Origin of the sequence: Rhizobium sp. AG207R, from assembly GCF_027109195.1 — a bacterium.
Lineage (GTDB): Bacteria > Pseudomonadota > Alphaproteobacteria > Rhizobiales > Rhizobiaceae > Rhizobium > Rhizobium dioscoreae.
The window spans coordinates 49,912-63,055 of record NZ_JAEPVT010000008.1; the positions used below are offsets into that span (position 1 = coordinate 49,912).

Annotated in this window: 11 protein-coding genes; 7 read left to right on the plus strand and 4 right to left on the minus strand. The window is 59.0% G+C overall.

Annotated elements, in window-relative coordinates; genetic code table 11:
* On the plus strand, positions 1-895 hold an 895-nt coding region (locus JJQ51_RS19810), incomplete at its 5' end, for a 3'-5' exonuclease (RefSeq protein ID WP_269245167.1).
* Between the two features lie 598 nt (positions 896-1,493).
* On the opposite strand, the gene JJQ51_RS19815 is transcribed toward JJQ51_RS19810, so the two are convergent.
* Positions 1,494-1,850, minus strand: a complete 357-nt coding sequence (locus JJQ51_RS19815) for a response regulator (RefSeq protein WP_145634897.1) — start codon at positions 1,848-1,850, stop codon at positions 1,494-1,496.
* 820 nt (positions 1,851-2,670) lie between these two features.
* Between JJQ51_RS19815 and JJQ51_RS19820 the strand changes: the two genes are divergently transcribed.
* Positions 2,671-3,654 (plus strand): PAS domain S-box protein, encoded by a 984-nt coding sequence (locus JJQ51_RS19820; protein ID WP_246661175.1) that lies wholly within the window; start codon positions 2,671-2,673, stop codon positions 3,652-3,654.
* Positions 3,655-4,164: 510 nt separating this feature from the next.
* Here JJQ51_RS19820 and JJQ51_RS19825 read toward each other — a convergent pair.
* Both JJQ51_RS19825 and pdxR read right to left on the minus strand, forming a co-directional pair.
* The gene (locus tag JJQ51_RS19825; RefSeq protein WP_183813620.1) at positions 4,165-6,378 is read right to left on the minus strand and encodes a PAS domain S-box protein; all 2,214 of its coding nucleotides are present in this window, start codon (positions 6,376-6,378) and stop codon (positions 4,165-4,167) included.
* 447 nt (positions 6,379-6,825) lie between these two features.
* On the minus strand, positions 6,826-8,271 hold the full coding sequence (gene pdxR, locus JJQ51_RS19830) for a MocR-like pyridoxine biosynthesis transcription factor PdxR (protein WP_113353594.1): 1,446 nt from the start codon (positions 8,269-8,271) through the stop codon (positions 6,826-6,828).
* Between the two features lie 69 nt (positions 8,272-8,340).
* Between pdxR and JJQ51_RS19835 the strand changes: the two genes are divergently transcribed.
* The 4 genes from JJQ51_RS19835 to JJQ51_RS19850 all read left to right on the plus strand — a co-directional run bounded on the left by JJQ51_RS19835 (position 8,341) and on the right by JJQ51_RS19850 (position 11,066).
* Positions 8,341-9,069 (plus strand): NAD-dependent epimerase/dehydratase family protein, encoded by a 729-nt coding sequence (locus JJQ51_RS19835; RefSeq protein ID WP_269245168.1) that lies wholly within the window; start codon positions 8,341-8,343, stop codon positions 9,067-9,069.
* 17 nt (positions 9,070-9,086) lie between these two features.
* Complete coding sequence (locus tag JJQ51_RS19840; RefSeq protein WP_269245169.1) at positions 9,087-9,647, plus strand: cupin domain-containing protein; 561 nt, start codon at positions 9,087-9,089, stop codon at positions 9,645-9,647.
* Positions 9,648-9,916: 269 nt separating this feature from the next.
* Positions 9,917-10,192, plus strand: coding sequence for an alpha/beta fold hydrolase (locus JJQ51_RS19845; protein ID WP_331275830.1), 276 nt, complete (start codon positions 9,917-9,919; stop codon positions 10,190-10,192).
* Between the two features lie 169 nt (positions 10,193-10,361).
* The gene (locus tag JJQ51_RS19850) at positions 10,362-11,066 is read left to right on the plus strand and encodes a DUF899 family protein (RefSeq protein ID WP_269245170.1); all 705 of its coding nucleotides are present in this window, start codon (positions 10,362-10,364) and stop codon (positions 11,064-11,066) included.
* 1,105 nt (positions 11,067-12,171) lie between these two features.
* On the opposite strand, the gene JJQ51_RS19855 is transcribed toward JJQ51_RS19850, so the two are convergent.
* The gene (locus JJQ51_RS19855; protein ID WP_186449596.1) at positions 12,172-12,399 is read right to left on the minus strand and encodes a DUF2934 domain-containing protein; all 228 of its coding nucleotides are present in this window, start codon (positions 12,397-12,399) and stop codon (positions 12,172-12,174) included.
* 293 nt (positions 12,400-12,692) lie between these two features.
* Here JJQ51_RS19855 and JJQ51_RS19860 point away from each other — a divergent pair, with 293 nt between their 5' ends.
* Positions 12,693-12,932: a hypothetical protein gene (locus tag JJQ51_RS19860; RefSeq protein WP_269245171.1), complete on the plus strand. Its 240-nt coding sequence runs from the start codon at positions 12,693-12,695 to the stop codon at positions 12,930-12,932.
* Positions 12,933-13,144: the final 212 nt, after the last annotated feature.

Sequence of the window (13,144 nt, forward strand, 5' to 3'; positions counted from 1 at the left end):
CGGATCATCGCCCGATGAAGCCGAGATGGTGCGGATGCTGGAAGCAACCGGACGCTATCAGATCCTGAAAAAACTCGAGCCACGCGCGATCGCCCCTGCCCTAAGGCCGGGCTATCCGCTGAGGGGCGTTATCCTCGACACCGAGACAACCGGTCTCGACGCGAGGAAGGACGAGATCATTGAAATCGGGCTGATCGGCTTCACCTTCAATGCGGACGGCAAGATCGGAGATGTCACCGGCATTTACGGCGGACTGCAGCAACCGAGCATCCCGATCCCGGCCGACGTGATCCGGCTGACCGGCATCACGGACGCCATGGTTCATGGCCAGATGATCGACATGCCCGCCGTGCGTGCGCTCATCGAGCCCGCCGATCTCGTCATTGCCCATAATGCCGGCTTCGATCGCCCCTTTTGCGAGGCCTTTTCCTCGATCTTTGCCCGCAAGGCCTGGGCTTGTTCCAATTCCGAGATCGATTGGAATGCCAGGGGCTATGAGGGAACGAAGCTCGGCTATCTCATCAATCAGAGCGGCTATTTCCATGTCGGGCACCGGGCCGTCGATGACTGCTTTGCGCTGCTGGAAGTCCTGGCACTTCCTCAGGGCGATAACGGTCAAACACCATTTGCCGAGCTTTATCAGGCAAGCCAGCGTTCCCGCGTGCGCATCTTCGCGGAAAACTCGCCCTTCGATCTGAAGGACCGGCTGAAGGAGCGGGGCTACCGCTGGTCGGACGGCAGTGACGGCCGGCCGAAATCCTGGTGGATCGAGATCGCCGAGGAGGCGATGGAAGACGAGCTTAGCTTCCTGCGAATCGAGATCTACCGCTGGGAGGATGCTGACCCCCCGGTTCAGCGTCTGACGGCATTCGACCGGTTCAGGGGGCGCAGATAGATTCGGCCCCTCGCTACTACATCGGGTATTCCCGACCTTGCCGGGCCCGACTTTCAAATTACAACTGAAAACAGCAAGCGCCGGCAGAACGCTTCCATCTCACGCTCAAACCGATCAAAGGCGTCATAGACCCAAGGCTCGTAAAGTTCAGACGCGCCACTACTACTACGCAAGGCACGCGATCGGAGCATCTTGAAACGCCGAAAGGCCATAAATCGAGTCGCCTTCAACCAAAACGGAGCCCGCTCCATAACATCATCAATTCGGTGGCTGTCCATCCATTAGAAGCTCGAAAACTAAAGGTCCCAGCAAGTGTTGCGAATTTGACAGCCTTCATCAGCACGCGTTGGCACTTGGCCATCATGGCGTTGCAATTGATCGGCCATTTCGCCAGCTGCGCATTGGATGCATCGCACAAGGCGTCCTGCGTGCACTGTGATCTTCGAAGCCTGCATATGGTGATGGAAGAAGAACTGGGCCCTGAGAACAACTTGAGGTCAGACGAACAGAGCTTTGGTTTCCGATTGATTTCCGACGCATATTGGAAGGCGGGAAGGCCGCAGCAATTCGCGCGTTGCTGAAAGCTAAGCGGCCGCGGTCAATTCGCCATCTTCGAGAGCAGGTCAACCATCTTTCGAGGCTCGTAGGGTTTCGCGAAAAAGACACTACCTTCAGGCATCTCTCTCGCCGCCAGGGGCTGTTTGCCCGAGACCAACACTGTGGAAATCGATGGCCAGCGACGGCTCACTGTCCAAGCGAGCTCGAGGCCGTTCATGCTTCCAGGCATATCGATGTCGGTCATAAGGATCCGAGTATCGGGCGTGCGCTCGAGCAGAGTAATAGCCTCCTCCGCGTTGGTGGCTTCCAACGCTTCGAGGCCAGCTTCCTCAACCAGATCCACCGCCAGCATCCTGAGCAGCGGCTCGTCCTCGACAATCAGAACAAGTTGACGCATTGGGCCCCGCGTTTTCTCGATCGCGTCTAACCTCGGAATGGCGATCAGGTTCCCCCCTTGCGGGGATCATCGTGAACTCCGGTTCGTCGCGCTGGACCTTCGAACGATTGAATGTCCTCCGCCTTTGGTATCGAATAACATCGATGGGCGACGTTTGGTAACGAGTTTATGAGCGACAGCCGGTGTGCCACCGCGATGTCCACCATATTCACGAAATCTAGCGGAGAAACCCCCGACTGGATCACATTGTATCCTCCATCGTCTCGCAACGAACATGTGAGGTCGACGGGCGGCGATGGGAACAGGCCAATGGTAAGCTCGATCCGTGTTCGCACCAGTAGACCCTCGAGCCTTCATCTATCCGGTCTTTCAGATGCGCCACGAACGAGACAGCCAGCCGTCAGCCCTCGGCGGGAGGTCACCGACCATCGACTGAGGCCATCTTCCGTCGGATCTCTTCAAGAATTAAAGATCTTTGTCTATCGTCTGAGCGATGACCGGAACCTAACGGCATTCAAAGATGTGAACGGTGCCCTATGTTAGTAGGGAGATACTTCAAAAACCGGCGATTCTCGCTTGGGAAACAGCTGGCGTTTTGACGAGTCCGCCGGCGAAGAGATGCTATCAAAAAGGCAAACGTGCATGATTTCTTGCGTTTGCCTCTGTTTTGGCGGTGATGAGAGTGGTTCAGGAGTGTTGCATGGCAAGTTCCGCGGAAGACCCCCCATTGGATGACGGACCGTCCGCGCCACCCCACGCGTGGCGGGCGAGCGTGCGGCTTCCATCAAATCCCTTTCCGCCAGCCAAGCTGATACACCAAGTGACAGCGGACGGACCCGATCCGCGTGACTGGCTGGCCGCTATTATCGATGGCTCGGATGATGCGATCATCAGCAAGAATCTAAGGGGCATTATCCAGAGCTGGAACCCAGCCGCGACCCGGCTCTTCGGCTATGAGGCGGAGGAAGTGATCGGCAAATCCATCACCATTCTCATCCCCGAGGATCGGCTCGATGAGGAGCCAGCGATCCTCGCCGAGATCCAGCGTGGCATGCGCGTCGAGCACTTCGAGACAGTGCGACGGCGCAAGGATGGATCGTTCATCGACATCTCGCTCACGATTTCACCCATCCGCAACGCGCAAGGCATGATCGTGGGCGCATCGAAGATCGCGAGGGATATTACGGAAAGGCGCCGGACGCAGGCGGAGCAAGAGCTTTTGATGGGAGAGATGCGTCACCGCGTGAAGAATCTCTTTGCGCTCGCGACAGCGATCGTCTCCATCAGCGGACGCTCCACCACGACCCATGAGGACTTGCTGGCGACGATCCAGGCGAGGCTCTCCTCGCTCGCGCGTGCGCACCAGCTCACCATGGCCGATTGGAAAGGTGAGATCGACGACATCCAGGCGATCTCACTGCACACATTGTTCGGGACCATCCTCGAACCTTACGGGGCAAGGGAAAGGATCACCATATCGGGCAGCGATCCCTCGGTCACGGGCAAGGCGATGACGCACATCGCTCTGCTGCTGCATGAGCTTGCCACCAACGCCGCGAAATATGGATCTCTTTCGGTCGCAAGCGGATATCTCGATGTAAACTTGCTGGATAAAGCGGATAGGATTGAGCTCATTTGGCGGGAAACGGGAGGGCCGGAACCATCAACTTCCGAAACCTCAGGCTTTGGCAGTCGGCTCGAAACAGCTCTGGCCGGTGCGCTTGGCGCCACCATCGAGCGCGACTGGAGACCGACAGGGCTGGTCGTTTCCATCAGCATTCCAAGGGCGGCATTTTCAGGCTGAGGAGTTCCTTCGACGTTGGGCGCCGATAGGTGTCACGATCCTAGTCGGAACGAATAGGAAGCGGAGAATTTCTGAGGGGAGCGATTGATACCGCACGTCGATCCGCGGATTTGGGCAGCCTTGATCTCGTACTCATTGGCATGCGGTTAAGGGTCTCCCACGCCTCGAACCGGCCACCGCGTATTGATGGGCACCACCCATGGAATATTCGTGATGGGGCAGCAACTCGCCCACGTTCGTATAATGGCACCAAGTGACTCCCATCGATCCTTCTCGACTTCAGGCCTGCGGCCGGTAAATTCAATGCAGGCCGGGTTGAAGTAGGTTACGACCCCTTCGACGTCAGTCACCTAAATGGCGACCGGAAACTGGTCTTGCGCCTCGCCAAGCTCCGCGATGCCCGTGCTGAGCGCATGGAAAGCCGTTCAAGAATGGTATCGATGCCAGGCGTCAGCATACCCCGCTCCCCGTCGGGCATTCGCAATACAAGCGGCTCCTGTGAAGGGACCATCACTCAAACTCCTCATCCAGCGCATCACGTACCTTCGCAGCCAGTTCCGCCGAACCGAATGGTTTTGTAATCAGTCTTACACCCTTGTCGAGACGGCCATGATGAATGATCGCATTACGCGCGTAGCCGGTTGTAAACAAGACCTTCAGACCCGGTTTAATCTCTTGCGCCTGGGCCGCGACCTGCGCTCCGGTCAGGCCCCCTGGAAGGACCACATCGGTGAAGAGCAGATCGACTCTCGCCTGTCGCTCAAGGAGGCGTAGCGCGGAAGGCCCGTCATGCGCTTCGATCACCCGATACCCGAGTTCACGAAGAAGCTCGACCGAATAGGCTCGCACATCATCGTCGTCCTCGACGACGAGGAGGGTCTCGTCATTTTGCCCTTCAGGGACCGGCAGATCAGTCTGGGGCTCGTCCGACGTATTGGCCGATGTGAATCGCGGTAGATAGATCTTTACCGTCGTGCCGTGGCCGAGCTCCGAATAGATCTTCACGTGCCCGCCGGACTGTTTGACGAAGCCATAGACTTGGCTCAGTCCAAGACCAGTCCCCCGACCGACCGGCTTGGTCGTAAAGAATGGCTCGAAGGCCTTTGCGATCGTGACTTCGTCCATGCCCGTGCCGGTATCCGACACCGCTATACAAACATACTGCCCTGCTGAAACCTCGGCGTAGGAGGCGGCGTAGGCCTCATCAATGTGGGCGTTCGAGGTTTCGATGGTCAAACGGCCACCATCCGGCATGGCGTCGCGCGCATTCACCGCGAGGTTGAGAATTGCGGCCTCAAGCTCGTTATTGTCCGCCTCCACCTGCCATAACCCAGCGGCCAGAACAGTTTCCACGGCCATGGTTTCCCCAAGCGTTCGATGGATCATCTCCGAAAGGCTCGTCACAAGGGCGTTGGCATTCAGTGGTTTTGGATCGAGTGGCTGGCGTCGAGAAAAGGCCAAGAGCCGCTGGGTAAGGGCAGCGGCGCGACGAGCGCCGATCATTGCGTGGCCCGCAGCTCGCTTAAGCCGCCCGGAATCCTCCGGCAAGTTCCGCTGCAAGATGTCAAGATTGCCGATAATGACCTGCAACAGATTGTTGAAATCATGAGCGATGCCGCCCGTCAGCTGCCCAACGGCCTCCATCTTCTGCGATTGGCGTAGCGCGCTCTCATTTTCTCTAAGCTGCGCTGTTCGTTCCGCGATTTGTTGCTCGAGGCTTGCATTCAGATCGCGAAGGGCTCCTTCCGCGCGCTTCCGCTCCTCAATCTCACGTTGGGTGGCCTGTGAAAGGTTAGCGTTGTCGATCGCTACCGCGGCCTCCGCCGCCAATCCTTCCAGGCCCCGCTCGGAGCGTTCGTTGAAGACAGCTGGCGTGGCGTGGCCAAAGAACAGGCCCCCGAGCACTTCCCCGGTGCGCGAAATCACTGGCACGGCCAGATAACTGCGCACGGGCAAATGACCCTCGGGCATCCCGCGTCGAGGCGCGTTTCGGCCATATCGCGGATCCTTCGTGATGTCGTCCGAGCGTACGATGCCTTCCCCGTTGAACGTCGGCGCGAACACTTGCGTGTTGCGCGGCATCGGGAATTTCGAAAAGGCTTCGATGGGAGCCCCGGAAAGCGTATAGAGCATATAGCTCTCACCGCGCTCGTTCAGCACATTGTAGAAGAACGCGCCGAATTCAGCGCCGGAGATGGCAACACCGGCATCGGTGACGATCTGCACCACCTTATGGAGGTCCGTCTCAGCCGCCAGGGCAGATCCCGCGCGGTTCAGCAATTCGAGCGCGCGACGCTCTTCGGCCGCGCCCTCTTCAGCCTTGCGCTGGGAGGTCCGATCGCGCAGGATCTTCACGTATCCGCTCTGCACCCCATCGGTGGCCCTGATAGGGGTCATCGCGCCAGACGCCCAAATGCGGCTCCCATCCTTGCATATACGCCATCCTTCTTGGCCGCCGCCACGGCCGTATGCCAGCGCGTCGCGCATCTCGTTTGCCAATATGTCTCGCTGGCGATCCTGGTCAGTAAACAAACGCTCCAGCGTCTGGCCCAGCATTTCAGCTTCCGTCCAGCCCAGGATGCGGTGCGCGCCTTCGTTCCAGCTCGTCACCTTGCCTTGGAGGTCGGTCGTAATGATCGCCGTATCGACCGCGCTATGGACGATTTGTCGCCATTCAGGCGCAGAAATCGCTTCAGGACCGCTGGGCGCTCCGGAATTGTTCATCGAGCTCCTCCCACCCGATGGCAACGGGTTTCAGTCTCCCCACAAAATCGTTCGCGCGTTAACGTCGAGAGCCCACTTTAGTTCCTTCCGTCCAGTTCCTTGGTGGTAGATCGGCGGCGCCATATCGTTCGCGCACCAGCGCTCCTTCTCCATCCGATATTATCAAAATTGCGATAGCCGGAGAGGCAAACAATGAAGCGGGTGTGCGATTTCCAGTCGCCGTGCTCCAGACCTGCGTCCGGGTTTGGCCCTTCGGTTATGGCGTTGAGGGACGGAACATACCCAATAAAGACTGTATAGGCGAGTTCCAGGTCGTTCGGGTGTAGTTCTCCAACAAAGGGAAGAGACGCCTCGTCTCTATGTGCTGCGCAACATACAAGAAGCCGAGCCGCGCAATCCAGCTTCCGTGCTTAGCACGAACAGCCTTTCTTCGTGAGCTACCGGACGTCAAGCTTGCGTAAATTCACCGATGATGGCCTGCAGTGCCTGCCAAGCGGTAGCGGCCGACCACGGCGTCACGTTCGTTACCCCCAGCAGCAGCCCAGGCCGGGAGCGGCTCGCATCCGCATACCAGCTCGACAGGGGTGATGGCCCCAGCCCAAGGTCGCGGGCGCGGCGAGCGATGGCGGCATCATCCGCACCATCCGGAAGACCAAGAATAAGCGCCAATCCGCCCCTCTTCCGGTCCATCAGCGCGGTGCCCGCGATGCCGCTCAAAACTTCGCTCCGTTCCGAATAGAGTCGCCGCATCTTGCGCAAATGCCGAAGGAAATGGCCCTCGGAGAGGAAGGAGGCAACGGCAATCTGGGCCATCGTCGCGGGAGCAGGAGAAAGAAACATCGCCCGGCGGAAAAGCTCGTCCAGCAGGCGGGGAGGCGCCACGAAGAAAGCCAGTCGCAGCGCCGGGCTGATCGTCTTGCTGAACGTCCCCACATGGATGACACGCTCTTCGGCGTCCAGCGAGGCGAGTGCCGGTGCAGCGCGTCCCTTCAGCTGCAATTCACCCAAATAGTCGTCTTCGATGATGAAAGCGTCTGCCGATGCCGCCCAGTCCAGAAGAGCCCGCCGACGGGTGAGCGACATTGTCATTCCCAGTGGGGCTTGCTGTCCCGGCGTTACGACCGCGAGCGATGCGTCGGGGGCGATCGCCATGCCGAACGCCACGTCGAGCCCGTCGCAGTCAACCGGGACGGGCACAACCTCTATGCCTTTCAGCGCAAGTCCGGCCTTTGCCAAAGGGTAACCCGGATCTTCAACCCACGCCTTGCATGGCCGTGCTGCGAGCGTATCGGCAATCAGGCCGAGCGCGGCGGTGAAACCTGTGGTGATGAAGACCTGCTCCTCATGACAGACGACAGAACGGGCCACGGCAAGATAAGCTGCGATCTCGCGACGCAGGGCCAGCTCGCCGCGTGGGTCCGGGTAACTGAGCGGCAGGAGCGCTGCCTTTCGGCCGGCCCGTACCAACAGTCGAGACCAGGTCGTCGCAGGGAACGCATCCTGTGAAGGCACGCCGAGCTGAAACAGGCGCGGCGGCATACCGGGTGTGATCATTCCGAGCGCGTGGAAGGGATCGCGGAGCGACATGCGACGCTCGCCCGCGGTGCGCGGGGGCAGGTGCGCGCTGACCCGCGTTCCCGCGGGACCGTGACTGATCAGAAGTTGGCGGTCGATAAGCCTTTCATATGCGGCCTTGACCGTCCCGCGCGCAACGCCGAGCTGGCTTGCCAGATCGCGCCACGATGGCAGCCGCGCGCCTCCCGACAACCGCCCATCCAGAATGGCGGCCTCGATCGACTGCGTCAGCTGGTCAGTGAGCGTTTTTCCAGATTGCCGATCAACCGTTATGGAGAGGGACCGAACATCCGTGGATGGTACAGTTTTTTTGCCCAATCTTGGTCCTTTTTACTGGATGATAGCGGCCATAGTGTAGCTATACAACGGAGAGGCAAGGAGAATATCGTGCCCAAGACGATTTTTCTGGCGGGTGCCACAGGTGCTATCGGCAGGCGGATCGTGCCGCAATTGTTGGATGCAGGATATGACGTTTTCGGGACGACACGCTCGTCCGACAAAGCGCGCGACCTTGATGCGGCCGGCGTCCATGCAGTGGTGGTCGACGTCTTCGATCGCGATGCGCTAAAGCGGGCGGTGATAGAGGCAAATCCGGATGTGATCATCCACCAGTTGACCGATCTCCCCCCGGCCGTAGACCCGTCACGAGCATCCGAATTCGCCGCCCGCAATGCGCGCATCCGCCGCGAGGGGACCGCCAATCTTATGCGGGCCGCGATGGCTGCGGGCGCCAAGCGCATTATCGCGCAAAGCATCGCCTGGGCCTATGCTGCTGGGAACGAACCCCATGACGAGTCGGCGCCGCTGGATCTCGCAGCGCCCGAGCCTCGCAGCGTTAGCGTCTCGGGTGTTGCGGCGCTGGAGGCCGCTGTCCTGGGAGAGCCTGAAAGGGTAACCGGTATCGTTCTGCGCTATGGGCGCCTCTACGGCCCCGCGACCGGCGCGGACTTCCCCGATGCCACGCTCGCCGTCCATGTGGACGCGGCGGCCCGCGCGGCAATGCTTGCAGTCAAGGCGGGAACGCAGGGCATCTACAATATTGCCGAAGCGAGCCCAATGGTTACCTCTGCGAAGGCTATCCGCGAACTCGGATGGACGCCGGAGTTCCGGATCTGAAGCCCCCTGAGCTATCATTGAAATCCCTGTCGCCGATGAGATACTCCATGCTGAAACCAAACGTTTATTCAATCTTCGGCTCGGTCGCGGAGAACAGCGCGATCTCGTCATCTATTTCGATGACCTTGGGAACCGTCGCCGTGCTTGCTTTATTCCTGGGCATTACCGCTTTCCGGAGCGGCGAGGCCGATCCAGGCCCTGCTCAGCATCATATGTCCGAAACCTCCGATCCGGCGGCCGCCGGACGACCCCAGACCACAGTGAGGCCAATTTCCTGCGAGCCATTGCCGAACGTGCCGGGTAAGTCACTGACCGTCGCGGTCGTCGATTATCCACCCAACGCCTATACGCCACGTCATCGGCATCCTGGCTCGGTCTCGGCCTTCGTGCTGAAGGGGACCTTGCGCTCTCAGCTTGAAGGTGGCCCGGCCGGGACCTATCGCGCGGGCGAAACCTGGTTCGAGCCACCCGGAACTGCGCATCTTTTTGCAGAGAACGTCAGCAAGACCGAGCCCGCTGAGTTGCTGGCGACCTTTGTCGCCGATAGTGACTGCGGGCCGCTGGTAATACCCGATTGACGATCTCCTTTGACGTCGTTTGGATTACATTTGTCCGAGCCTCGCTTCATCAATGAATCAAGGTAATATGCCACCTGGACCCTCACGTGACATCAACGCCGCGTATGCTAGGTTAGAAGAAGCACCGCGTTGGGCTACCATATAGCATTGCCGGCAATCGGCAGCGTCAGCTCTCTTTGGTTGTCGAAGGCGCTCGCACGTGATTGATCTCCGCATGAGCCACGACCGGCGACCTTTGCCAGATCTCAGAAGGAAGCGTGAAGATGGGGATGGTCCTAATTCCAGGATTCATGCTCGACGCCGACCTCTGGCGTGACGTTGAACCCGAGCTGGCGGCATATGGCCCAATCATCCATGCCGACCTATCGCAGGACTCGTCAACCGCTGAAATGGCGAGTCGTGCTATTGCTGTGGCGATGGCGGAAATGGTGCTGGTCGGCTTCTCGATGGGAGGCCACGTGGCCCTTGAAATTGTGCGCCAGGCGTCCGAGCGTGTTATCGCGCTGATTCTGATTGCCACCTCTGAGCAAGGCGACCGCAACTGAAACCGAAAAAAATTCGAGCTCTTGTCGAGAACGGATCGCCTCGTACGTCTATTTCAAGTGAGGCGTGGAAAACCATCATGCGCGCCCGCCGATTTCCGACGACAAGCATGGGATGGCCGAATGGAGGTCGTTTCGCGAGACGGTCGGAATAGATCCAAGGAGCAGGCACATGGACATGAGCGAATTGAGACCCGCAAAGGAACTGGCCGCAAAACGTGTGAGCAAGTTCACGAACGAAACTCCGGAATACGCCGAGGCAAGGACCGCCCTGCTGGCGGAGGAAATCGAAGTCCGGCGACATCTCACGAGGCTTGCGGAGCAGCGCCGGCGCCTGCCTCCAGGTCCCGTCGTTGAGAAGAACTATCGCTTCAAGGATGAGAACGGCGACGAGGTCGGTCTCGCGGACATGTTCGGTCACCACGATACACTAGTGACGTACTTCTGGATGTTCGGCCCACAGCGCGAACGGCCCTGCCCCATGTGCACGAACTTTCTTGGCGGAGCGAACGGCAACGGCGCCGACATCAAGCAACGGGTTGCCTTCAAAATCATCGGTCGCAGCCCCGTGGCACGACAACGCGCCTTTGCCATCGAACGCGGCTGGCGCGACCTGGACTTCGTCCAGACCGTCGGCGACGACTACGCCCGTGACCTAGGCCTGCTGAATGACAACGGATCTGAAAATCCAGGATTCACCGTCTACCAGAAGGATGGGAAAGATATCCGCGTCTTCTACAATGGCGAGATGCCGACCGAAGCAGCGGATCCTGGCCAGGATCCAAGGGGGGCGGTCGATATCGCACCACTCTGGAACATTCTGGACATGACGCCAGCCGGCCGCGGCACAGACTGGTACCCAAAGCTCAATTACTGAGCACGATCATTTTAGTCGTTGGTCTCATGCTACGAGTCAGAAGTCAGATGGAACGACAGCGGCACCACCTCCTCCTTTGAACCGCGGTAAGATGGATGTCGATCCAGCATGCGGGGCTCCGTGAGGCCGGATGTGGAGATCCGACCCGATCTCGTGTACCCGAGCTGTGGACCGACCGCCTGGATTAGCGCGGCGTTGATGCGCAGGCAGGTGATCATCGTTACCTTACGACGCTTGAGGGCATCTGCCAGAGGAGCTACGGGACCACGCGCCAGGTGTCGTGCTCGAGCATCGCTCTGGAGCGTTCGCCGTTGCCCGCGCCGGACGACTTAGAGCGCGCGCGAGAAATCTGGACATGGTGCATGGCCCCTATCGCACAGCGTTGGTACGCCAGTCATCGCGGTGGAGTCTGAAGCCATGCGTTGAGTCGACAGGCAACGATCGCGAAAAACATTGTCTCGCTCTTGAAGGGACTCGAACAGTCGACTCCTAATCGATCCATGGACTAAATTATTGATATCTAACGAGTTTTTGTGTCGGTGCGGCCGAATAGCCGAGCCGGAAACGTTCCCGTTCCTGACTTACCCGGATCGAAGGCCGCAAGTCGGAGGCTGTGAGCGTCGAATCGACGCTGATCGCCGTCCGAACTTGCGAGCAATGGTGCTTGGCCTGCGATCAATAAACCATTTCGCCAACGGCCAAGCGGCATTCCTCCGAACCGCCCTCATTCTCGATCGATAGCCTCTCTGAATTTGAGAGGTAACTTCCCGGCTTTGCGACCTGATTGCGGCGTGTGGGTGCACCTAGATTGACGTCAATGCGGTGCCCGCCGGTGAGATCCGGATTCATAGGCCGATCGCATTAACGCCGGCTGATATCAACACGACCGCAGTCTGGCTTCCTACCGAGGAAGGCATGGCTGCCTGCGGACAACCCTCATCAGAAAATGCCGAATATGACAAAAGATCATGGTCGGACTGAGGGCGTCAAGCGCCGAAAATCGCACCGAAAAATCTCAAATTAAGTGCCATCACCTCCGCAACGGGCGCATTCCCACAGTTAAATGCCAAACGACAGGGTGCCATCTGCGACGAAGTTGACGTCCTCAGTCCGGTGGGATCACAGTCGGCATGACGCCCGGCGAGTTCTGGTCATTGGGCAGACCGGCCTCTGCCTTCCAGTTCTCGGTGCCTTCTCCAGCGGCTACGTGTTCGCCTGCCGCAATTTCCTCTTCAGCTCGCCGCCAGTGTTCCTCGTGACTGCCTTCGGGGCGACCCTCTTCCTCCCATATCTGGTTGGCGCGCTCACGAATCTTCTGTTCTCTGTCCATCATTAGATCTCCTTCTAATTCCGGCTCAACGCCGCTGGCAGCTGCAACGTTCCTTGCGATGAGCAATGTCTCGATGTTTTACCGTGCAGTTGGATTTGCACCGGATCCTTATTGTCCAACGATCCACTTGAGTGGGGGTCGGCCTTATCAGCGCTAGGAAAAGGTGCTCCGCTAGCGCGCTATCGCCTCGAGTGATTTTTGCAGATGCCTCTAAGCCACCAGTTGCAGCCAGCCAGGTCGCTGGAACTTCCCGCGCTGGCGCGGGTTCTCCTTCCCTCAGAAAAAGGAGGAACATCATGACCGACGAACTCAGTGCTGGCTTCACAGGAACACTCGCAGAATCACCAACAGGTATCCGGAGGGTCGCGAAGGATGCCAAGGATGCTGTTGTCCGTGAGAGCGCCGCAGTGGCCGCGGGCGCCGCTGAGCATCCGCACACGGCAACGGGGATTGTCCTTACGATCGGCGCCCTCGCCTTCGCGATTGGCTATGTTCTCGGGCGCGATGCGTCGTTAAATAATTCTCGATGGCGGTGATGTGGACTGCTGGCGCGCGCTGAGCGTCATTTGCGTCGGGCCTATCACGCGAACTCGTTGATATCGCCCTGCCGAAAAGCGGTACGCCGATCAGCCCTTCTCTCCGGCCGTCATGAGTGTCCTGGCATGCCATCGCTAGTTTTTCTAGGTAGTCGGATCCAGATGTGCTGTTCAACACCTTTGAATATCGCTGAGACTTAAAGGACCATAAG